The organism is Acrocarpospora catenulata (assembly GCF_018476525.1).
Classification (GTDB): domain Bacteria; phylum Actinomycetota; class Actinomycetes; order Streptosporangiales; family Streptosporangiaceae; genus Acrocarpospora; species Acrocarpospora catenulata.
This window is the reverse complement of record NZ_JAHCST010000019.1, coordinates 104,912-126,398: the sequence shown is the minus strand read 5'-3', so window position 1 is coordinate 126,398 and position 21,487 is coordinate 104,912. Positions and strand designations below refer to the sequence as shown.

The following is a 21,487-nucleotide window of genomic DNA, read 5'->3' as shown; positions in this document are numbered from 1 at the left end:
GTTCTACCTCGCCGTCATCACGATGTTGCGGTGCTCGTCTCGGGTTGCGCGGACCCCGGCCGGGACGTATACGGTGGTGTCCACCGCTTCGATGACACACGGCCCCTTGACGCGGCTGCCGGGCGTGAACCGGGCCTCGTCGAGGATCGGGACGGTGCGTCGCTCGCGCAGGTCGGGCAGGTAGATTTCCCGATCGGCCTTACGCATTCCGTCGATCCCGGTGGGCTGCAGGGGATGCGGCGCCACTTCGGGGTGCGGAACCTTCGCGGTCACCGTCACCGTGTAGTTGAGCAGCTGCGGCGGGGTCGGCCAAGCCGTCCCGGGGCCGTAGGTGCGCTCGTAGAGCTCGGTGAACCGCTCCTGCAGCCGGGGGACGTCCTCGAGCTTCGTCTTCTCCGGAAGGGACATGGGCAGTGCGTGGACCTGCCCGATGTACTGGAAGTCTCCACTGTGCGCGATCTCGAGCTGGTCGTCGGTGAAGCCCTCCTCGCGCATCTGGGCGACGACGTCGGCCGTCAGCTCGCGGGCGGCGTCGTTTACCTGCTGGACCTGCTCCTCGGTCAGCATCGGCGACTCGACGGTCCGGTCGGCTCGTAGGACGAAGTCGGAGATGAGTACCCCGCGCGCGCAGAACACCGGGCTGTTGTCCGGGATGACGACCGTGGAGATCCCCAGGGCGGCGGCGATCTGCCAGGCGAAGCCCGGCAGCGTGCCTCCATAGGCGAGGAAGACGAAGTCCCGCGGGTCGTGGCCCTTGTTGACGCTGACCTCGCGGACCGCGGTGGCCATGTTGGCGACGACCAGGTCATGAACGGCGCCGGACGCCTCGTCGAGGCTCCAGCCCATCGGCTCGGCGATGCGCTTGCGGAGCGCCCCCTGGGCGAGTTCGGCCGAGAGCTGGACTCGTCCGCCCAAGTAGTTGTCGGGGTCGACGAGCCCGATCGAGACCATCGCGTCGGTGACCGTGGGCTCCGTGCCGCCGCGCCCGTACGCCGCTGGCCCCGGTGTCGATCCCGCGCTCTGCGGGCCCACCTGCGGCCCGCCGCGTTCGCTGATCCAGGCGATGCTGCCGCCGCCCGCGCCGACCGAGACCACGTCGACCATGGGCAGCACGGTGCGGAACCGGTTGATCCGGATGGCCTTTTCGATGTGGATCTCGTTGTCGTAGATGATGCCGGTGTCGAAGCTCGTGCCGCCCATGTCGCCGAGGAGCACGTTCTTGTAGCCCATGCGCCTCGCGAGTTCGTTGGCGCTGATGGCCCCGCCGGCGGGGCCGGCGCCGAGCAGGGAAAGGGGGAGTTGCTCGGCGCGTTCACCACTGATCGCGCCGCCGAGGCCCTGGAAGAACGCCACTGCTCCGGAGAGGCCCGCTTCACGCAGCTTGGCCCGCAGCGTGTGGATGAACCGTTCGGCGTGCTCGTGGACGAAGCAGTTGAGGACGGTGGTGATCCAGCGGCGATACTCGCCGCGGACCGCGCTGACCGCAGCGGACGTGGTGATGAACAGGTCGGGGTACATCGAGCGGACGATCTCGGCGGCCGCCTGCTCGTGCGCCGGATTGGCGTAGCTGGACAGGAAACAGATCGCGATCGCGTCGACCTGGCTCGACTCCACTAGCTGCCGGGCGGCGGCGGCGACCTGCTCGCGGTTCAGCTCCACCAGCGTGGTGCCCTGGTAGTCGATCCGCTCGTCGATCTCCAGCACGTCGCGCCGCTCGAACAGGTCCGGGACGTTGGTTTGCAGGTGGTCGTCGACCAGCCGCAGCCGCGGGCCGCCCGCGAACCGGAACTCGTCCTTGAATCCCTTCGTCACCAGCACGCCGACCTTCGCGCCCTTCAACTGCGTGATCGTGTTGGTGACCACCGTCGTCGCGTTGACGAACATCCTGGTCTGCGACAGGAGTTCCGGAGCCGAAAGCCCCAGCCCCTCCCCCGCGACGCCGACCGCCTCAAGCACTCCGCGGCTGAAGTCGTCATACGTGGTCAGTGCTTTTCCTCGGGCCTGCTTCCCGCCGAGGACGACCTGGACGTCAGTATGCGTCCCGCCGACGTCCACCCCCACAAAGGCTTCTTTCGTGCTCTCATTACTGTCACCTGTCATGGCTGACCTCTCCTTCGGGGCCGACAGCGTTCCCGGCGGTGACCGGCGGGTTCCACACCGTGGCTGACCCCAACTAGTGACTATTCACTAGTAGTCGATAGAGAAGGAGAGTAAGTTAACCTATGCCTAGGTGCAATATGTGAACGGCAACTAGTTTCATACTGGCGAGCGTGGCCGGAGGGAGTTTCGATGGGCGGCGAACAGGGGGCAGTTGTCCGGCCGCGGAGCAGGCAGCCGTCCCACGTGCGGCAGGCGCAGATTCTGGCAGCGAGCATCAAGCAGTTTCATGCGCGGGGCTTCGCCAGCGTCGCGATGAGCGCCATCGCCGACGAGGTGGGCATCCGCCCGTCGGCCCTGTACCGGTACTACCCCAGCAAGAACGCCCTGCTGGCGGCGGCCACCGCGCGCCAGTTCGGCGTCTTCGCCGACGTGGTCGCTGCCGGCGACGGCGGTCCGGCGGCGCAGTTGTTCGAGACGCTCGCCGCCGCGAGCCTGGATTCGCGCGAGCTGGGGGTGCTCTGGCAACGGGAATGCCGCAACCTCGGCGAAGAGCAACGGGCGCAGTTGCGTGCGCAGCTGGTCGATACGGTGACGAGGTTCGGGCGAACCGTGTCAGCGCTTCGGCCCGGGCTGCCGGAACCGATGGTCGAGCTGCTCGCCTGGTCGGTGTTCTCCGTCCTGCACAGCAGCTCGTATCACCGGCTACAGCTGCCCCGCCCGGACCACGTCGGGTTGCTTGCCGAGCTGGTGGAAACCGTGGTCGGCCTCCCCGTCGTCGGTGGCGCCTCCGCAGACGACGCGGGAGGCGAGCCGGATTCGAAGGAACCACCCGGGATCGGCATGCGGTCGCGGCGCGAAGCCATCCTGCGCGCCGCCGTCCGCCTGTTCGCGCAGCGCGGCTATGGAGCCGTCAGCATCGACGACATCGGCGCCGGCGTCGGGATCGCGGGCCCGAGTATCTACAACCATTACACGAGCAAGGATGAGATCCTCGCCGCCGCGTCTGTCCGCTGCATCGAGGTGCTGCGTTTCGAGATGGCGCGCGCCTGCACGCAGGCAGCCGACGAGCGTACCGCGCTCGAACTCGTCGTCCGCTCCTACGTCGGGTTCGCGTTGACGAACGGCGACCTGATCGATGTCGTGGTCGGGGAGACCGCGCACCTGCCCGCAGCGCAACGCGCCGCCGCCGGCCAGGCGCACAAGGAGTACGTCGACGGGTGTGTCAGCCTGGCCGAGGGAATCGGCCGGTCCGGCACGTCGACCGATCCTACGGCGGGACGGATCCGGGTCGAAGCCGCGCTGACCGTCGTCAACGACCTGGCCCGGACCCCGCATCTGCGCGCTGTTCCGGACTTGCCGCGCATCCTCGAACACCTCGTCCTGGCTCTGATCACCCACCCAACGCCACCGCGCTGACGCGGGCTGCCCCCCGTCCGATACTCCGAGGACCGACACATGACTCCCACCGTTCCGTCAGGAACCGCGAATGACCGGCCGGCCACTCACGGACCGCTCGCCGGAATCCGCGTCATCGAGATGGCAGGGATCGGCCCCGCGCCGTTCGCCGCGATGAGCTTGGCCGACCTGGGCGCGGATGTCATCCGGATTGATCGCCCCGTCCCGGCCGAGATCTCCACCGCACCGCCGGAACGCGACGTGCTCAACCGCGGCAAGCGTTCCGTCGTGCTGGACCTCAAGCATCCGGACGGCCACCAAGCGCTGCTGCGGTTGATCGACACAGCCGACGTGCTCGTCGAAGGGTTCCGGCCGGGCGTGATGGAACGGCTCGGACTCGGGCCCGGCACGCTGCTCGAGCGCAACCCCCGCCTGGTCTTCATCCGCATGACCGGTTGGGGCCAGGACGGACCCCTCGCGCCAACGGCCGGACACGAGGTCAACTACCTCGCCGTCACCGGGCTGCTCGCGTCGCTCGGAGCTGCCGACGGCCCGCCGCAGGTTCCGCCGCCGCTCATCGGCGACTACGCCGCGAGCGGCGCCTATGCGGTCATCGGCGCGCTGGCCGGGCTGGTGGAAGCGGCTCGCACCGGCCGCGGGCAGGTCGTCGACGCCGCAATGGTCGACGGGACGGCACACTTGATGGCCGCCATCTACTCGATGCTGGCCGCTGGCCGATGGAACGACCAGCGCGGCACCAACCTGCTCGACGGCGCGAGCCCGTTCTACACCGTGTACGAGACTGCAGACGGGAAGTGGATATCCGTCGGAGCCCTCGAAAATAAGTTCTTCGCCACCCTGCTGAGGGAACTTCAGATCGGGCCCGACGTGTACGACGCTGCCGACCAGCATGACCGATCGCAGTGGCCGCGCCTGCGGGACCTGCTCGCCGCCACCTTCCGAACCAAGAGCCGTGACCATTGGGCTGAACACTTCGCCACCACCGACGCGTGCGTGGCACCGGTAGTGACCCTGCGAGAAGGCATGGCGCACAGCCACCTGCTCGCACGCCGCACGGTCCTGGTCAACGACGGCCACATCCAGCCATGCCTCGCCCCGCGGTTCCCCGCGACCGCCCACGGCGTACCGGGCCCATCCCCGCTACCCGGCGAACACACGATCGAAATCCTCGACGAAGTCGGGCTCCCCGCGGACGAACTGATCGGCACCGGTGCTGCTCGCACGCCAACACAAGATCGACTCTCAAGCGCTGAGGGTAGTTGATCACTGACCTCGGACACGATCGCGATCACGGCACCGGTCTCCTGACGAACCACAATCGATTCACCCGACGGATCTGCGGTGACTCCCCATCCCCGAGTCCTCACCACGAGGCGACCTACTTGGCTCGGTCTGGCAGGAACGGGTCCGGCTCGGCCGGGGCTCCTGCCCCGCAACCTGATGGTATTTCTCGATGACACTCACCGGCTCGGCCTACTCCGCGCTGTCGGCCCCATCTACCAATTCCGCCACGCCAACTTCCAAGACCACCTCGCCGACCAAGCAACCTGACAGCCCAGACCAGGACGTACCGACTCTGCAGTCGTGGATGTCCCGGCCCGGCGTACCGTCAAACCATGGCCCAGACGCCCCCCGGCAGACGGCGGGAACACGGCGGGCTGGCCGCCCGGCTCCATAGCCTGGCCACCGACGTCGCCGCCCGCCACCTCATCCGCCGGCCAGCACGGTGGTGACCCGCCGCCGCCAGCTCCTGTCCTGCTCGTCCACGCCGGACGAGGGTTCGCGGTCGGCGGGGTGGTCAGCGATCTGCTGGACCGGTACGCGCTGCCCCGCCGCGACAACTTCGCCGTATGCGTGGAGTACTGCGCGCGGACCCAGGCGATGCTCCGCAAGGTGCTCGGCCCGCACATAATGCGCCGTTACTCGGCCGGGCCAGCGATGCCGACTTGATCGAGTTGGCCGACCTCGTCGAGAACGAGTTGCTCGCTTCCACACCCGAGGACATCGAGCCGATCGCCGCAGCGATGATCACCCTCGGCGCGGTGCTGCACACCGCGACCGCGGCCCCTGGCCGACAACCCGGATCTGCCGGCAGAGATCCGCGGGGCCGCGCGGATAGCCGCGGACAGAAGCAAGACCGTCTCCTGGGTCTCTCGGTTGCTTCGGAACTCAACACGCAACACTTGACAGAGAACCCGTCTTCACCGGCACGACGGCTCGTCGTGCACACTCATGTCGCGTAGCGCATGAAAGTTGCTCACGCCACGCATGATTCAGATGGTCTCCCTGGCGAGGAGCGCCGCTCCTGCGCAGCCGGCGTGGTCGGAGAACGCGGCTGGGACCACCTGCGGCAAGTGGTGCTCGTCGAGCGCGCGGGCCCGCATCGCCTCACGCAGCGGCGCCAGCAGCCGCGGGCCGGCCTTCGCGAGGCCGCCTCCGATGACGACGACCTCGGGGTCGAAGGTGTGGGTCAGGAACGACAGCCCGTCCGCCAGAGCCTGGACGGCGTCATCCCAGATCCGCCGGGCGGGATCGGAGCCGCCCGCGGCAAGATCCGCGACCTGGGCGGCGGTCGCGTCGGTCCCGGTCATCTCCCGGTAGCGGCGGGCGATCGCCGACGCGGAGGCGACGGCCTCGATGCATCCCTTCCTTCCGCATGGGCAGGGGATCGTGCCGGCACGCACCGGGAGGTGGCCGATCTCACCCGCTGCAAAATGTGCGCCGGGCATCGGCCGACCTCCGGTAAGGAGCGCGGCGGCGATCCCCGTCCCGACGGGGACGAAAGCGGCCGTGCCGCGGCCGGTGGCCGCGCCCGCACGGGCCTCGGCAACGCCGCCGGCCCGGACGTCGTGGCAGACCCGTACCGGTATGCCAAGATCCTTCTCCAGGCGCTGCCTCACCTCGAGGTCGCGCCAGCCGAGGTTCACCGAACGCACGGAGCGGCCGCGTTCTTCTTCCACCAGTCCGGGGATCGCGACGCCCACCGCGGCCGGTGCCGCCCCCTCCTCTTCTCGGCACCGGCCGATGAGCTCACGGGCGACGGCCGCGATCCGGCCCAGTAGTTCCTCGCCGGTGACCCCTCCGTCCGCGCCGGTCGCCCACCGGCGGACGGCAGGCGGCCGCCCGGCCGTGATCATCCCCGTGACGACCGCTCCCTTGATGAAGGTGCCGCCGACGTCCATCGCGACGACCGGTGCGCTCATGCCATCCCTTGTCTTGAGAAACTCGATGTCTTTCCTGGCAGAACCGCCTCATGCTCCACAGGGTCCGGCTGCCGGGGACGGGGAGGGCCGTTCCCGGCAGCCGAGTTCTGGGAGCCGAAGCGTCAGGACAGAGTCACGTTGTCGGCGAACGTGGCCCCGGTCTGCTGCCTCCACGCCGAAACGTAGATCGTGACGGTGCCGCTGGCCGGCGCCGTGAACGAAGGCACGGTGACCGCGGTGTAGGACGCGAGGTTGCCGCCCCGCTCGGTGGTGACACCGTTCACGGTCTGGCCGAGGTAGATGTAGTTCGAGCCGTCGCCGTGAAGCTGGCCCTTCAGGGTGTAGGTCTGGCCCGGTGTGAGGCCGGAGACGGTCTGCTGGCAGCGCGCCGTCGTCGACTGCGTCGGAGTGAGCCGGACCGCGGCGCTGCCGCCGACGCCCTGGCCAGCGATCTTGGCGGTGGTACCGACGCAGTTCCACGGAGACAGGGTCGCGCCCTCGAAGTCGCCGTTGACGACCTTGTTGGTGCCGCCGCCGGAGGCGTCGGTGGTGACTGTGACGGCGTTGCTGGCGGCGGAGGTGTTGTTCGCGGCGTCGTGTGCCCTGACGGTGAGGGTGTAGGCGGTGTTGGGGGTGAGGCCGCTGACGGTCGCGGTGGTGCCGGTGACGGAGGTCAGCTTGGTGGAGCCCTGGTAGACGTCGTAGCCGGTGACGCCCACGTTGTCGGTGGAGGCGTTCCAGGCGAGGTCGATGCTGGTCGAGGTCCTACCCGTTGAGGTCAGGCCCGTCGGCGCGGTGGGCGCCTGGGTGTCGGAGCCGCCGCCTCCCAGGGTGCTGATCTTCACCCAGTCGATGTACTGGTACTGGGTCGCGTAGTTGAAGTTGCCCGACCAGGAGGCCGGCCAGTTTCCGACCCACAGCTGGGCGGCGGAGACCGGGATGGTGGCGGTTTGGGTGGCCCGCAGGACGCCGTCGACGTAGTACTCGATGCGCTTGGCGCCGTTGGTGCCGTCGTACCAGTCCCACCGGTAGGTGTGGAAGTTGCCGTCGTTGTTGTTGAAGCCGAGGTCTACGTTCTGGTAGGTGGCGTGGGCGTCATCAGGGCCGGTGTAGCTGTTCAGGCCCGCCCAGCGGGACCAGTCCGAGCGGCTCGCGGTGCCGTTGGCCGGCATCTCGATGTCGATCTCGGTGTAGTCACTGCCGCCGGGCTCGTAGTAGTTCCAGATACAGGAGCAGCCGCCCGGCTGCGGCAGGTTCTTCATCCGCACTTCGTAGCGGCCGGCGCCGAAGCGGTTCTTGGTCCACACCAGGCCCCCGGTCAGCTGGCCGGTGCTCTGTCGGGTGTAGCGGGCAGGGTCGCCGATCGGGTAGGAGGCGTCGGTGCTCTTCACACCGCGGATCGAGCCGGTGTACTGGTTGCCATTCGCCTGAGCGCGCAGCACCGAAATGTTCGTGCCGTTGTCATCGACCGTCCGTACCGACAGGTTCTCCGGCACGACGCCGTTGTTGGCGCCGCCCCACTGGTGCAGGCCCGGAACCCACTTCGTGGTGTCGATCGAGGTGCCGTTGAAGTCGTCGAAGAAAAGGACGGTTTCCGCGGAGGCAGGGGTCGTGGCGGACATGGCGACCGTGAACGACGAGCAGAGGCCGAGGACCACGGTGGCCGCGATCCGCCGCAGCGACACGCGCCGAGGCTTTCTCTTCTGGTTCATACGAGTCCTTCTCACTGGAGCCTTGCGTCCGGACCGGCTCGTCCGGGTTGCGCCAAGTTTGAGAGAAGATGCTCTTAATTACAAGGTTTCATACAGAATTTAACAGGCAGTCGCGTGATGTGCGCTCTGCTGCTTGGCGGAACCCGCGGTCAGCGGAGACGACGTGCCGTTCGATGAACGAGAACAGGACGATCACCGGGAGGATGGCGACCACCGAGGCCGCGAACAGGTAGTTCCACTGGACGGTCATGTGCAAGTGAAGAGGCGGGCATGAAGCGGTATGAACGTGGGACCAGGCTCCTGGAGATGGTTGCGGAGACCGGGCAGCTCCACATCGATGAGACCGCCGCCACGCCAGGGGTCAGCACGGCCACGATCCGGCGCGACTTCGATGAGCGGTTCCAAGCTGGGCTAACGTGCCTTTGCCCGGATTTGCCCGGATTTGCCCGGTCGGCCGGGTCGACACCCTGGCCACCGACAGCACCGTCACCGAGGAACAGACCCGCCCTTTCGTGGAAGCGGGCGTCAAGGTCGTACGCGCCTGAACCGGCTGGCGCCCAAATCCGCAACTTCTGCTAAAGAGTGTTGACTTTTGCAAGATTGCCCCACAGGCTATGCAGTCATTAGCAGCCAGCCGGCCGGGTGGCTAGCGAGGCAGGGGCCTCGTGCCCTCCTGCCAGATCACGGAGGGGTGGTAAGGATCCGGATGACCTCGGTGTTCGTGTCGAGCCGTATTGTCGAGGCCGCGCCGGTCGGGCGGGAGAACCCGCTGCCGCCGTTGCTGCCGCTGCGTGACTTCCATGCCGGGCTCGACGCCGCGATTGCCGACGCGGAGATGGCCGAAAATCTCGTGTACGGCCACGCCGGGTCACTGCTGCCGTACACGCTGCAGGACGGCTACGGCCGAGACCGGGCGCCACAGCCGGTGAAGACCGCGGTCGTGGAGAACGAAGTCCTTCGGGCGGAGTTCTTGCTCGACTTCGGGGGGCGGCTGTGGTCACTCGTGCACAAGCCGTCTGGCCGTGAGCTCTTGCACTGCAATCCGATCCTGCAGCCCGCCAACTTGGGACTCCGCAACGCCTGGTTCGCCGGTGGGATCGAGTGGAACATCGGCACGATCGGCCACTCGCCGCTGACCTGTGCCCCGCTGCACGCCGCTGTCGTGGAACGCCCCGACGGCACGCCGATGTTGCGGATGTGGGAATTCGAGCGACTGCGGGAGCTGGTCTTTCAGATCGACGCGTGGCTGCCCGCGGACGCAAGCGCCTTGCTGGTCCACGTCCGCGTGGTGAATCCGAACACCACCGATACGCCGCTGTACTGGTGGTCGAACATCGCCGTGCCGCAGACGCCCGGCACTCGCGTCATCGTGCCGGCCGACCACGCCTATCACTTCGGATATGACGGCACCCTCCGATATGTCGGAGTACCCGAACGCGGCGGCGTCGACGATACCTATCCCGGCCGGGTGGACACGGCCGCCGACCTCTTCTACGACATCCCCGACGGCAGCAGGAGGTTCATCGCCGCCCTCGATGACGACGGGTTCGGCATCGTCCAGACCTCGACCGACGGCCAGCGAGGCCGCAAGCTCTTCCGCTGGGGCACCAGCACCGGCGGCACCAACTGGCAGGACTGGCTCTCCGGCCACGCCCATCCCTACCTGGAGATCCAGGCTGGGCTGGCCCGCACCCAGCTGGAGCACCTCCGCATGCCGCCCGGCGCGGTGTGGTCGTGGATCGAAGCCTATGGGGCATGCACCGCGGAGAAAGCGGCCGTGCACGGCCGCGACTGGGCCGCGGCCATCCGCTCCGTCGCGGACACCTTGGCGGACATGGTTCCGCGCGCCGCATTGGACGCCGAGCTCGCGGGGGCACAGGAGTGGGCAGTCACTCCTCCTGCCAGGCACCTGCACCGCGGCAGCGGCTGGGGCGCGCTGGCCCGCCGGATGCGCGAACGCGATGGTGACACCTCGCTCGACCTGTCGGGCACGCCTTTCGACGATTCGACCATCGGCCGAGACCAGAACTCCTGGCTGAGCCTGCTCACCACCGGTGCCATGGCCACTCCCGCGCCGAGCCTGCCGCCGTCCTCCTACACGGTAGGGGCGAGCTGGCGCGACCTACTCGAAAGGCACATCGCCACCGAGGGCGGCACCTGGTTCACCTGGCTGCACCTGGGAGTCAACCGGTACCACGCCGAGGACCTGCCCGGTGCACGCGAGGCTTGGGAACGTTCCGTTCAGGCGGTACCCAACGCCTGGGCGCTGCGCAACCTCGCCGTGCTCGACCAGCTGGCCGACGACCACGCCACTGCGGCCGACCGCATGCACCGCGCTCACCGGCTAGCACCCAGGCTGCGGCCCCTCACGGTGGAAGCCCTCGTGGCGCTGCTGGCCGCCGACCGGCCCGCCGACGCCCTCGCCCTGATCGACCGCCTCGACCTCGACGACCGCCGACACGGAAGGATCCGGCTTCTGGAATGCCGCGCCGCCCTTGACCTCGGAGACCTCCGCCGAGCCAAGATCCTGCTCGACACCGGCATCGTTGTCGACGACCTGCGCGAGGGCGAGGAAATTTTCGACACCTTGTGGTGGACCTACCACGAGAAACGTGCCGCAGCTGGCAGGGGTGTCCTTGACCCCGCCGCTCGCGTCCGCATCCGTCGTGAGCACCCCCTGCCGTGCCGCTACGACTACCGCATGAACGAAACCGGATGAGAACACCGGTCTAAAGCTCCGGATCACTCCGGCCCGCGGCGTGAAGAACACCCACGCCTCCAACGCCACCCAGCCCTGACCGACCGCGGTCTCACGGATTCGTCCGATCGGGCGTGCCGCCAGGAGGGGGCCGACACACCCGACCGGACGGCCGCTCGGGGGAGCCATCGGGGAGTTTCATCGTCCACCTTCGCCTTGGAGAGGCCATGCTCATTCGCCGCCACAGCAGGCGATCACACCCCCTGATCACCCTTCTTCTCGTCCTGGCCGCTCTCGTCTTGGGACACTCCCCGGCCGCGGCGGTCCCTCCGGCCGGCGGGAGCTGCTCGGTGACCGGCCCGGCTCCCGGCGCCACGGTCACAGGACCGATCACCATCACCGGCGCCTACAGCAAGGCATACAAGGTGCAGGTGGCGTTCAACGCCGGCACGATCTTCGACACACGCATGGCCGACCCGGACGGCGACGACGCCGGCACTTGGACCTACACCCTCGACCCGTCCTCACCCCGGCTATCGGGGCAGGTCGAGGTGACGGTGCGGTGCTTTTCCGTAGACGACCGCTACTACCGGTGGGGCGCCCCGGTGACCGTCAACGTCGACATCCCCACCAACCAGCCGCCCACCGTGGCGGTAACCTCGCCTGGGGAGGGCACCACTGCTTCGGGCACCGTTCCGGTGACCGTTGCCGCCACTGATCCTCAAGGTCTTGCCTCGGTGCAGGTGCGCGTGGACTGGGGCGCCTGGCAGACCGCCACACCATCGGGACCGGGTGCCTACGTGTACCCCTGGCCGGTGCCGAGCCAGGACAAGACCCACGCGATCGAGGCCCGGGCGACCGATACCGACGGAAACATCACCACGACCCCGACGACTTACGTGAAGACCGGCGCGGGCACCAGCGAACCTCCAGCGGTCCTCCAGTCCGACCGCGCCCTGTGGATCTGGGAGCCCGCGGCCTACCAGCTGCTGGAAAACCCCGGTGCCCGCACGGTTCTCGGGCAGTTCATGGACGACACCACCCTGTCTCCGCAGCGCCGATCCACGATCTATCTTTACGCCGACCGGTACGACGGCGCCTTCGCGCTGGCCGACAACCCGGCCCGCTACCGATCACTGATCCTGTGGGCGCACAGCCGCGGCTATCGCGTACACGCCCTCCTGGGGTCGAGCCTGTACATGGCGCCGATGTGGGCCTACAGCCGCTACCACGGCAAGGCCGTACAACTGGTTGAGACCGTTCTGAACTACAACCTGGCATCAGCGCCGGACGAGCGGTTCGACGGAGTCAACGTGGACATCGAGCCGCACGGGCTGCCCGAATGGCCGACCAAGCCCACAGTGCAGACGCAGTACCTCGACATGCTGGCGTCGATGATGGGCCGCAAGGAGATATCCGGGCAGAACCTCAACATCGGTCCTGCGATCCCCCGCTGGCTGGACTCCAACAGTGAATGCTCCAACATCACCTGGCATGGCAAGACCCAGAACTGCGCACGGCATGTCATCGACACCACCGACTACATATCGCTGATGGACTACCGCGACGTCGCCACCGGCCCGTCAGGGATCATCGCGCATGCCGAAGACGAGATCGGTTACGCGGCTTCCACCGGCAAGAAGGTCATGATCGGAATTGAGACCGACCAGATCTCGGCGACCGGGGACCCGGAGAAGATCTCCTTCCAGGAGGAAGGCCGCACCGCGATGGAATCCGAACTCGGCCAGGTGTACGCCGCGTTCGCAGGATCGCCCGCCTTCCTCGGCGTCGCGGTACACCACTACGACGCCTACCGGAAGCTGCCCACCGTCTGGGCACCGGGCGGTACGCACTGGCAACCCGCGGTCTCCGACGACTCCGCCCCGGGTGCGCCCGGCGATCCCTCCGCCGCGGTCTTCGATTGGCAGCGCGTGGACCTGCACTGGACCAGAAGCCCTGACGACACGACTGTGGACCATTACGAGGTCCACCGCTCGGCGACCTCCGGCTTCACTCCGAGTCCCTCCACCATGGTGAGCTCCACGCCGTTCAACTGGGCCCAGGACTGGGGCTTGCGGCCCGCGACCAGCTACCACTGGAAGGTCGTTGCCGTCGACGGCTCCGGCAACCGTAGCCTGGCCTCCCCGCAGGTATCGGCGACCACGCCCGCAGGCGCCGGTCTGACGCCGTTGCGGATCACCTCGATCACCTTCGCCGACGGCAGCTCCTCCACTTCCGCGACGGTCAAGGTCGTCAATGCTGTGACCGGCGTTCCCGTCGCCGGAGCGCGAGTGCTCGGGCACTGGGAAGGCGCGGCCGGCAACAAGTTCAGCAAGATCACCGGTTCGGCGGGCACGGCCACAGCCGCGACAGAGTCGCTGACCGCGCCCTACACCGTCATCTTCGTGCCGGAGAAGATCCTCGCTCCCGGCTACTACTGGGCGTACAGCCTGGACACCGTCCACGCCGCATCCTGGACGAGGTGACCTTCCACGCACGGCCGGGGCCGGCGGACCCACCGCTGGCCCCGGCCACCAACCAAGCTCCCAGATATGCACGATCATGCAACTTATTGAGCAAACAGCCAGAGTTTGATCCTGAAATCGGCATTCTCCGAACGCCCGGCCCCGTTTGCGGCGCAGCGGTAAGGCGGTTGAGCATCCAGCTGAACAGGTAAATCAGCTCCTATCTCGCCTCCTGGCACCACTCCCCAGAAGATGCAACATTTCCGCATCGATGTGTTGACAGTTGCAATATCGCTTATGAAACTGAGCCTTCATCACCAGACATCACAGGTGATCAGGGCGCGACTCCCCTCCGAGAGGTCCTTACATGAGAATCCGTATCCCCTTAGCCGCCGCTGCGGCCGGCCTGACACTGGCCGTCACCGCGACGGCGTGCGGCGGTTCCGACTCCTCCGATACGCCGTCGGCTGCCACCGGCATCGCCGGTCCTGGCACCGGGACGGGCAAGACGATCACCGTCTGGTACATGGAGGGCGACCTGACCGACGACACCGTCACCGGGATCAACACCGCCTTCGAGAAGGCGACCGGCGCCAAGGTGAAGGTGGAGATCCAGCAGTGGGACGGCATCAACACCAAGCTGTCCACCACGCTCGCGCAGGACAACCCGCCAGATGTCATCGACATGGGCAACTCGAATGTGCCGTTGTTCGCCGCGTCCGGCGGCCTGGTCGACATCACCGCCTACAAGCAGGAGCTGTCGGCGGGACAGACCTGGCTGGACGGCCTGGCAGGTCCGGCCACCATCGGCGGGAAGCTGTACGGCGCCCCGCTCTTCGCCGGCAACCGGGCGGTGGTCTACAACAAGAAGATCTGGTCCGCCGCCGGTGTCACCGCCCCGCCGAAGTCCTACGAGGAGTTCACCGCCGCCCTCGACAAGATCAAGGCCAAGAACAAGGCCCCCGACTTCTCGGCCTTCTACTTGCCCGCCAAGGACTGGCACCAGCCGCTGCAGTTCCTCTGGGATGCCGGTGGCCAGATCGCCACGCAGAGCGACGGCAAATGGGCCGGGGCCCTGGAGTCACCTGAGGCGATCAAGGGCCTGCAGGACTTCAAGGATTTCCAGAACGCCTACTCGGTCCCGGCATCACAGGACACCGACAACCTCACACCGAACTCGGCGGCGCTGTTCGCCTCGGGCAAGGCGGCCTCGATCCTCACCACTTCGGTCGGCCCGATCCTCAAGGCCAACCCCGCGCTGAAGGACGAGCTCGGCACCTTCCCCTTGCCCGGCAAGTCCGGTAAGGCCCAGCCGGTCTTCCTCGGTGGCTCCGACCTGGTGATCCCCGCCAAGAGCAAGAATCTCGGCCTCGCGCTCGCCTACTTGAAGGCCGCCGCCAGCCCCGAAGTCCAGAAGCAGTTCGTCGTCGGGGTCGACGGCTGGACACCCGTGTCCACCGAGCTGATCGACCAGACCGCCGGTTCGATCTCGCCGCTCCAGCAGGGCTTCGCCCAAGCCGCCAAGATCTCCATGTCGACGCCGGCGGCGCCCGGCTGGTCGACGATCGAGGGCGACAAGTCGCTCAGCCAGTTCTTCGCCGACATTGCCACCGGGCGCAAGACCCCGCGAGATGCGGCTGAGGACTTCGACGCCCACCTGGACCGGGTGCTCAACGCCGCGCCGTAGGTCTGTCCGCCGCCGGGTGCGAGACCGCGATTCGCCGCGGCCCGCACCCGGACCGATGACTCCCGATGTTGTGAGGAACGGCCCATGTCGATGGTCCACGCGAAACACCGCACCGTGCCGTCAGTCCCACCGGACAGTTCCGCTCCGCGAAAGGTGCGGCGAGGGCGGCGGCCCAGCGCCCTGCCCTACGCGCTGCTGGTGCCGGCGCTGCTGGTCCTGGCATTGGTCGTCGGATACCCGCTGGTGCGGCTCGGTGTCATCTCCACACAGGGCTACGGGCTGCGGGCCCTGTTCACCGGCCGTCCCGAAAGTGTCGGGGCGGCGAACTACCAGGAGCTTTGGCTCAACCCGGCGCTGGTCTCCACGCTGGTCAGGACGCTGGTGTTCGCCGGAAGCCTGGCAGCCGGGACCCTGCTCATCGGTCTGGCCGTCGCCCACCTGATGGCGGCGGTTGGGCCTCGGATGCGGACCGCGGTCACGCTGAGCCTGATCTCGGCCTGGGCGATGCCCAACGTCGCCTCGACGCTGGTATGGCAGTGGCTGTTCCAGCCGACCTACGGAGTGGTGAACTGGCTGCTGACCGCGGTGGGGATCGGCGACTACCAGCAGCACTCCTGGTTCAGCGACCCGAATGAGGCGTTCGCGGTGATCTGGCTGCTGGTGGTGTGGCAGGCGGTCCCGTTCGTCGCGCTGACGCTCTACGCCGGGATCTCGCAGATCCCGCGTGAGTACTACGAGGCGGCGGCCTGCGACGGCGCCAACGCCCTTCAACGGCTACGAGTGATCACCTTTCCGTGCCTACGGCCGATCCTGCTGCTGGTGGGGATCCTGTCGGTGATCTGGGACTTCAACGTGTTCAACCAGATCTGGCTGCTCACCGGCGGCGGCCCCGGCGACGCCACCACGACCATCGGCATCTGGTCGTTCCAGCGGGCGTTCGCCGCCCAGGACTACGGGCAGGGCGCGGCGATCGCGATCGCCTCGGTCCTGCTCCTCATGACCATGACCGGCTACTACGTACGGCGGCTCATCCGCGCGGGAGAAGCGCTGTGAAGAACAAGACAACACGCCGAGCGGCGCTCAACACCGTTGCGATCGCCTTCTGCGCCCTGTGGCTGTTCCCCGTGTACTGGATGGTGAACACCGCGTTCAAGCCGTATGGCGACATCCTCACCACCACACCCCGGTTCCTGCCGTTCCCGCTGAGTCTCGACAACTTCCGCTCCGCGATCGGCAAGCCTCTGTTCGGCACCTACCTGTGGAACAGCCTGATCGTCACCGGGGTGGCAGTGGTCGTGTCGCTCCTGATCGCGGTGCTCGCGGCCACCGCTGTCACCCGATTCCGGTTCGCCGGGCGGCGGGCCGTCCTCATCGGCATCCTCGTCGTCCAGATGATTCCGGGTCCGGCGTTGCTTATCCCGCTTTTCCTCAGCCTCAAGTCGCTCGGCATGCTCAACACTCTGGTCGGCCTCTGCCTGACCTACGTCGGCTTCGTCCTGCCGTTCGCGATCTGGACGCTGCGTGGCTTCATGGTCGGCATCCCGGTCGAACTGGAGGAGGCCGCGATGGTCGACGGCGCATCCCGGGCAACGGTCATACGCCGGATCCTGCTCCCGCTGATCACACCCGGCATCATCGCGACCAGCGTGTTCGCCTTCATCACCGCCTGGAACGACTACGTCTACGCCTACGTGCTCATGAAGGACCAGAGTAAATACACCCTCCCGGTCTGGCTCGGCACGTTCTCCACCTCCACCGGCACCGACTACGGAGGCCTCATCGCCGGATCCGCGCTGTTCTCCGCACCAGTCATCATCTTCTTCATGATCATCCAGCGGCGGCTGGTCGCCGGAATGACCGCCGGCGCCGTCAAAGGCTGACCCTCCCGCCTCGGAAAGGCAACGCGTGATCATTCCCGCACCCGCGGTCTGCATCCGGCGGCCAGGGGAGTTCGCTCTGCCCTCGGCCGTCCACCTGACCGCCGATCCCGGCGCTGAACCGGCCGCCGAACTGCTCGCGCTCTACCTGCGCCGACCTCGCACCACTGATGGACCCCAGATCCGACTGGCCTTTTCCGCGGAGATCACCGGCCCGGAGTCCTACCAGCTGGAGATCGCCCCCGAGCGCGTCGACCTGGTGGCGGGGAAGCTCGGCGGCCTGCTGCGCGGTGTCCAGACGCTCCGCCAACTGCTGCCCGCCCACGCCCTTTCCGATGGAGCCGCCGCCGATCACACCTGGCGCTGGCCCGCGGTGAGCATCACCGACGGACCGCTGCTCGGCTGGCGCGGTGTCCTGCTGGACGTCGCACGCCATTTCATGCCGCTGGACTTCCTCTACCGGTTCATCGACCAGGCCGCGTTCCACAAACTGAACGTGGTGCACCTGCACCTGACCGATGACCAGGGCTGGCGGATTGAGATCGACGGCCGTCCCCGGCTGACCGAGATCGGCGCCTGGCGCGTCGGCTCCATGCACGGCCACCCCGACACCGGATGGATCGACGACATTCCGCACGGAGGCTTCTACACGCAGGAGGAGTTGCGGGCACTCGACCGTTTCGCCGCAGCCCGGGGTGTCACCCTGATCCCCGAGATCGACATGCCCGGCCACATGCGCGCCGCGATCGCCGCCTACCCAGAGCTCGGCAACGATCCCGCCCGGCCGCTGACCGTGTGGAACCGGTGGGGCGTCAGCGCCGACATCCTCGGGGTGCACGACCAGGCCCTGGAGTTCTGCCGTGACGTGCTCGAGCAGACCGTCGGCGTGTTCGCCTCGCCCGTGATTCATATCGGTGGCGACGAGTGCCCCACCGGTCGGTGGTCGACCAGTCCGGCCGCCGCCGAGCGGGTACGGGAGCTCGGCTTGCAACGTCCCGAGCAGCTGCACGGCTGGTTTCTGGAGCAGATGTGCGGGCACCTTGCGAAACTCGGCCGCCGCGCCATCTGTTGGGATGAGACGGGCCACTCGGCAAGCGAAGCGCCCAAGGGCGCGATCGTGGCGGCCTGGCGCGACGCCGAGCACGGTGTGGCCGCCGTACGCCGCGGCCGTCAGGTGCTCATGACCCCGCACCTGACCACCTATCTGGACTACCCGCAGACGAACAACGCCCACGAGCACCGCGGCCATCCCGGCTTTGTCACCACCCTGGAAGACGTGTACCGCTGGGACCCGCTCGCCGGCGGTCTGCCCGCCGTCGAACCTGGCGGCGAAGCCCCAGGTGTGCTGGGCACCCAGGCCTCCCTCTGGACCGAACACGCGCCGACTACCGATCACGTCCTCCACCAGGCCTATCCGCGGCTGTGCGCACTCGCCGAACGTGCCTGGTCGGGCAGTCCGGCCGCCTACACTGACTTCACCCGGCGCCTGGCGGGGCACGAACAACGGCTTCGCGCATTGGACGCCTGGCGGAGCACCATCTGGACCGATGTCCACGCCCATTGACGTGGCCGAATCATTCCGCGACATCTCAATACTGCGCCCAGTGTCAGGAATCAGTGCAGATAGTGCATGATAGGGGAGAGTAATGAGCAGAAGATGACACGAGCGTGCTCGGGAGTGGCGTGAACAGGTACGAGCGGTGGACCAAGCTGCTAGAAATGATCGCCGAAGACGGCCAGCTCGAGATCGAACCCACCGCTGAGGTCCTCGGAGTCTCCACCGCCACCATTCGCCGCGACTTTGACGAACTCGCCAGCCAGCAGCTCGTCACCCGGACTCGCGGCGGCGCCTGCGCCCACAGCGTCGCCTACGACCTCCCTCTGCGTTTCAAGGTCGCCCGACATGCGCCGGAGAAGCAGCGCATCGCCGCCGCGGCGGCGGCACTCGTCGACTCGGGAGTCATCGTCGGCCTCAACGGCGGCACCACGACCACCGAGGTCGCCCGGGCGCTGGCCACTCGCGCGGATCTCAACGACGACCCCCGCGCCGCCGTCACCATCGTCACGAATGCCCTCAACATCGCTTCCGAACTGGTCGTCCGGCAGCACATCCGGCTCGTCACCACCGGCGGCATGACCCGCACCCAGTCATACGAGCTCGTCGGACCCATCGCCGCCGCCAGCCTGGAGGCCATCGCCCTCGACGTCGCCATCCTCGGCGTCGACGCGATCGATACCCATCACGGCGCCAGCGCCCACAATGACGGCGAAGCCGCCATCAACGCTCTCATGGCCCGCCGCGCCAAAAGGTTGATCATCGTTGCCGACAGCTCCAAGCTCGAAAAGCGGGCGCTCTTCCGGATCTGCCCCGTCGGCGACATCGACACCCTCGTCACCGACCAGACCGCGACCCCCGAGCAGATCAAGCCCTTCGCCAACGCGGGCGTCAACGTGGTTCGCGCGTGATGGCGCGACCTCTGCTCTAAGGGGTGCGCGCCGCCGGAGCGACCGCCGATCGCGCGGTAGTGGTTCTGCCGACGGGGGGTCGGTGAAGCGCTGGGCAGCGAGGATCGCGACGGCTCAGAATTGAGACGTTCGAATGTCGCATTGCGCCCCTCATGCGCCTGCGATCACGGTCTGCAGGTGGGCGACGGTCGCGGCCATCGCATCGCGTGCAGGCGCCAGGTAGGCGCGCGGGTCGACGTGTGTGGGAGCGTGGGTGCGGACGGCGGTGGTGAAGGCGATGTTGAGAGCGGTTCCAATGTTGATCTTCGTCATGCCGGAGCGGACGGCCCGGCGCAGCTCGTCGTCGGGCACGCCGGAGGAGCCATGCAGGACCAAAGGGACGGAGAGCGCGTCGCGTAGTCGGCAGATCAGGTCATGGTCGAGTGTCGCGGAGCGGTCGGTCATGGCGTGGGAGTTGCCGACGGCCACGGCAAGGCCGTCAACCCCTGTGGCCTCGACGAAGGCACGCGCCTCGGCGGGGTCGGTACGGACTCCGGGAGCGTGGGCGCCGTCCTTACCGCCGACCTCGCCCAGTTCGGCCTCCAGCCACAAACCGTGGGCGTGGGCCCACGAGACCGCTTCGGCGGTCCGTGCGAGGTTCTTGTCGTAGGGGTGGCGGGAGCCGTCGTACATGACAGAGCTGAAGCCGTGGTCGGCGGCCTGGTGGAGAAGATCGAGGTCCATCACGTGGTCGAGGTGAAGCGCGACGCGGGCGGTGGAGGCCTGCGCGACGGCCGCGGTGGCGGCCGCGATCGGGGCCAGGCGTCCGCCGTGGAACGCCACGGCGTTCTCGCTGATCTGGCAGATGACCGGGACGCCCGCCGCTTCAGCGCCGGAGATGACGGCCACGGCGTGCTCGAGGGTGATGACGTTGAAGGCGGCGACCCCTCGGCCGGGGGCGATGAGGGAAGCGGTCTTCACCAGGGGCATGGAGTTTCCCTCACGATGACGTGCGGCCTGAGCCGCTGGTACAGGGGGAGGTCGATCTCGCCGGCGACGGGCGTGGCAACCGCGGACGCCGACAGCGCCACTGCGTCGGACAGTGCATCAGGCCACGAGGTCTTCGAGGCCAGGGCCAGCGCGAGCGCTGCCGCGGCAGCGTCGCCGGCACCGGTGGGGTTGCCTTCGACGACTTCCGGGGGGCGTGCCAGCCAGCAGCCTGCCGGTGTTACCGCCGTCAGGCCGGCGGCGCCGCGAGAGACGGCGAGCAGGCCGGTGACCGTGCGCGGGTCGAGTCCGGAGCCGGCGAGTTCGGCAGCGTTCGGCTTGACGACGGAGGGCCCGGCCGCGGCCCCGAGGCGCAATGCCGCGCCGCTCGCGTCGAGGACGGTTGCGGCCCCGGCGGCGTGCGCGTGCGCGATGAGTACGGCGTAGGCGTCCCCGCCTAGCCCGGGCGGGAGGCTACCCGAAAGCACGGCCACGTCCGCACCGGCGCATAGCTCACGGAAGTGATCCTGGAAGGCCGCCCATTCCGCAGGCGTCACCTCGGGGCCGGGCTCGTTGAACACCGTGGCATCACCGTCGATGACGGCGATGGACTGCCGAGTGTCTCCCGCCGTCCGCAGGAAAGCGCTGGGGATGCCACGTTCGTGGAGGTCGGCGAGGAAGTGAATTCCCGCTGATCCGCCGCACAGGCCGGTGGCCAGGACCTCTGTGCCGAGCCGCTGCAGTACGCTCGCCACGTTGACGCCCTTGCCGCCTGCCCTGCGCCGAACCGACCGGACCCGGTGCGAGGTGTGCGGCGCGAGCTTGTCGACGGTGTAGGTGACGTCGAGGGCCGTGTTGAGCGTCACCGTAAGGATCATCGGTCGGCCTCGATCCCGG

At 67.9% G+C, this 21,487-nt stretch carries 18 protein-coding genes and 1 pseudogene; 13 read left to right on the top strand and 6 right to left on the bottom strand.

Annotated features, from left to right (window positions below; genetic code table 11):
• Positions 1-3: 3 nt before the first annotated feature.
• Positions 4-2,100: a hydantoinase/oxoprolinase family protein gene (locus KIP79_RS21395; RefSeq protein WP_214106653.1), complete on the bottom strand. Its 2,097-nt coding sequence runs from the start codon at positions 2,098-2,100 to the stop codon at positions 4-6.
• Positions 2,101-2,289: 189 nt separating this feature from the next.
• Between KIP79_RS21395 and KIP79_RS21390 the strand changes: the two genes are divergently transcribed.
• The 4 genes from KIP79_RS21390 (at position 2,290) to KIP79_RS21375 (ending at position 5,759) form a co-directional block, all read left to right on the top strand.
• Positions 2,290-3,516, top strand: a complete 1,227-nt coding sequence (locus tag KIP79_RS21390) for a TetR/AcrR family transcriptional regulator (protein ID WP_214106652.1) — start codon at positions 2,290-2,292, stop codon at positions 3,514-3,516.
• Between the two features lie 39 nt (positions 3,517-3,555).
• Positions 3,556-4,779 (top strand): CaiB/BaiF CoA transferase family protein, encoded by a 1,224-nt coding sequence (locus tag KIP79_RS21385; protein WP_214106651.1) that lies wholly within the window; start codon positions 3,556-3,558, stop codon positions 4,777-4,779.
• A gap of 321 nt (positions 4,780-5,100) precedes the next feature.
• A complete protein-coding gene (locus KIP79_RS21380; RefSeq protein ID WP_214106650.1) occupies positions 5,101-5,466 on the top strand; it encodes a hypothetical protein in 366 nt (121 codons plus the stop codon).
• On the top strand, positions 5,463-5,759 hold the full coding sequence (locus KIP79_RS21375; RefSeq protein WP_214106649.1) for a hypothetical protein: 297 nt from the start codon (positions 5,463-5,465) through the stop codon (positions 5,757-5,759). Before KIP79_RS21380 ends, KIP79_RS21375 begins: the two co-directional genes overlap by 4 nt.
• 30 nt (positions 5,760-5,789) lie before the next feature.
• Here the strand turns inward: KIP79_RS21375 and KIP79_RS21370 are convergent, their stop codons facing one another.
• The 3 genes from KIP79_RS21370 to KIP79_RS21360 form a co-directional block, all read right to left on the bottom strand.
• On the bottom strand, positions 5,790-6,719 hold the full coding sequence (locus KIP79_RS21370) for an ROK family protein (RefSeq protein ID WP_214106648.1): 930 nt from the start codon (positions 6,717-6,719) through the stop codon (positions 5,790-5,792).
• 122 nt (positions 6,720-6,841) lie between these two features.
• On the bottom strand, positions 6,842-8,404 hold the full coding sequence (locus tag KIP79_RS49550) for a fibronectin type III domain-containing protein (protein ID WP_308169826.1): 1,563 nt from the start codon (positions 8,402-8,404) through the stop codon (positions 6,842-6,844).
• A 115-nt stretch (positions 8,405-8,519) separates the two neighbouring features.
• Positions 8,520-8,681, bottom strand: coding sequence for a hypothetical protein (locus KIP79_RS21360; protein ID WP_214106646.1), 162 nt, complete (start codon positions 8,679-8,681; stop codon positions 8,520-8,522).
• Between the two features lie 20 nt (positions 8,682-8,701).
• Between KIP79_RS21360 and KIP79_RS50110 the strand changes: the two are divergent.
• From KIP79_RS50110 to KIP79_RS21320, 9 genes and pseudogenes are all read left to right on the top strand, one after another.
• A pseudogene (locus tag KIP79_RS50110) lies at positions 8,702-8,815 on the top strand (DeoR family transcriptional regulator); the annotation flags it as partial.
• Positions 8,816-8,847: 32 nt separating this feature from the next.
• Entirely contained in the window at positions 8,848-8,976 is a 129-nt protein-coding gene (locus KIP79_RS48500; RefSeq protein ID WP_256447378.1) for a hypothetical protein, read from the top strand.
• Positions 8,977-9,137: 161 nt separating this feature from the next.
• A complete protein-coding gene (locus KIP79_RS21350; RefSeq protein ID WP_214106644.1) occupies positions 9,138-11,150 on the top strand; it encodes a DUF5107 domain-containing protein in 2,013 nt (670 codons plus the stop codon).
• A gap of 206 nt (positions 11,151-11,356) precedes the next feature.
• Positions 11,357-13,615 carry an Ig-like domain-containing protein gene (locus KIP79_RS21345; protein WP_214106643.1) on the top strand — a complete coding sequence of 753 codons (2,259 nt, stop codon included), beginning with the start codon at positions 11,357-11,359 and terminating at the stop codon, positions 13,613-13,615.
• A 346-nt stretch (positions 13,616-13,961) separates the two neighbouring features.
• Complete coding sequence (locus tag KIP79_RS21340) at positions 13,962-15,281, top strand: extracellular solute-binding protein (protein ID WP_214106642.1); 1,320 nt, start codon at positions 13,962-13,964, stop codon at positions 15,279-15,281.
• An 84-nt stretch (positions 15,282-15,365) separates the two neighbouring features.
• The gene (locus tag KIP79_RS21335) at positions 15,366-16,334 is read left to right on the top strand and encodes a carbohydrate ABC transporter permease (RefSeq protein WP_214106641.1); all 969 of its coding nucleotides are present in this window, start codon (positions 15,366-15,368) and stop codon (positions 16,332-16,334) included.
• Positions 16,331-17,161 carry a carbohydrate ABC transporter permease gene (locus KIP79_RS21330; protein ID WP_214106640.1) on the top strand — a complete coding sequence of 277 codons (831 nt, stop codon included), beginning with the start codon at positions 16,331-16,333 and terminating at the stop codon, positions 17,159-17,161. Before KIP79_RS21335 ends, KIP79_RS21330 begins: the two co-directional genes overlap by 4 nt.
• 25 nt (positions 17,162-17,186) lie before the next feature.
• Positions 17,187-18,722: a beta-N-acetylhexosaminidase gene (locus KIP79_RS21325; RefSeq protein WP_214106639.1), complete on the top strand. Its 1,536-nt coding sequence runs from the start codon at positions 17,187-17,189 to the stop codon at positions 18,720-18,722.
• Positions 18,723-18,826: 104 nt separating this feature from the next.
• Positions 18,827-19,624 (top strand): DeoR/GlpR family DNA-binding transcription regulator, encoded by a 798-nt coding sequence (locus tag KIP79_RS21320; protein ID WP_308169825.1) that lies wholly within the window; start codon positions 18,827-18,829, stop codon positions 19,622-19,624.
• 150 nt (positions 19,625-19,774) lie between these two features.
• Here the strand turns inward: KIP79_RS21320 and KIP79_RS21315 are convergent, their stop codons facing one another.
• Together KIP79_RS21315 and KIP79_RS21310 are read right to left on the bottom strand one after the other, a co-directional pair.
• Entirely contained in the window at positions 19,775-20,593 is an 819-nt protein-coding gene (locus KIP79_RS21315; RefSeq protein ID WP_214106637.1) for a class II fructose-bisphosphate aldolase, read from the bottom strand.
• On the bottom strand, positions 20,581-21,456 hold the full coding sequence (locus KIP79_RS21310; protein ID WP_308169824.1) for a 1-phosphofructokinase family hexose kinase: 876 nt from the start codon (positions 21,454-21,456) through the stop codon (positions 20,581-20,583). Before KIP79_RS21310 ends, KIP79_RS21315 begins: the two co-directional genes overlap by 13 nt.
• Positions 21,457-21,487 lie beyond the last annotated feature (31 nt).

Coding starts and splice junctions, on each gene's coding strand:
- KIP79_RS21315 (WP_214106637.1), bottom strand. CDS start 20,593: ATGCCCCTGGTGAAGACCGCTTCCCTCATCGCCCCCGGCCGAGGGGTC.
- KIP79_RS21340 (WP_214106642.1), top strand. CDS start 13,962: ATGAGAATCCGTATCCCCTTAGCCGCCGCTGCGGCCGGCCTGACACTG.
- KIP79_RS21390 (WP_214106652.1), top strand. CDS start 2,290: ATGGGCGGCGAACAGGGGGCAGTTGTCCGGCCGCGGAGCAGGCAGCCG.
- KIP79_RS21395 (WP_214106653.1), bottom strand. CDS start 2,100: ATGACAGGTGACAGTAATGAGAGCACGAAAGAAGCCTTTGTGGGGGTG.
- KIP79_RS21385 (WP_214106651.1), top strand. CDS start 3,556: ATGACTCCCACCGTTCCGTCAGGAACCGCGAATGACCGGCCGGCCACT.
- KIP79_RS21335 (WP_214106641.1), top strand. CDS start 15,366: ATGTCGATGGTCCACGCGAAACACCGCACCGTGCCGTCAGTCCCACCG.
- KIP79_RS21345 (WP_214106643.1), top strand. CDS start 11,357: ATGCTCATTCGCCGCCACAGCAGGCGATCACACCCCCTGATCACCCTT.
- KIP79_RS21370 (WP_214106648.1), bottom strand. CDS start 6,719: ATGAGCGCACCGGTCGTCGCGATGGACGTCGGCGGCACCTTCATCAAG.
- KIP79_RS21360 (WP_214106646.1), bottom strand. CDS start 8,681: ATGACCGTCCAGTGGAACTACCTGTTCGCGGCCTCGGTGGTCGCCATC.
- KIP79_RS21350 (WP_214106644.1), top strand. CDS start 9,138: ATGACCTCGGTGTTCGTGTCGAGCCGTATTGTCGAGGCCGCGCCGGTC.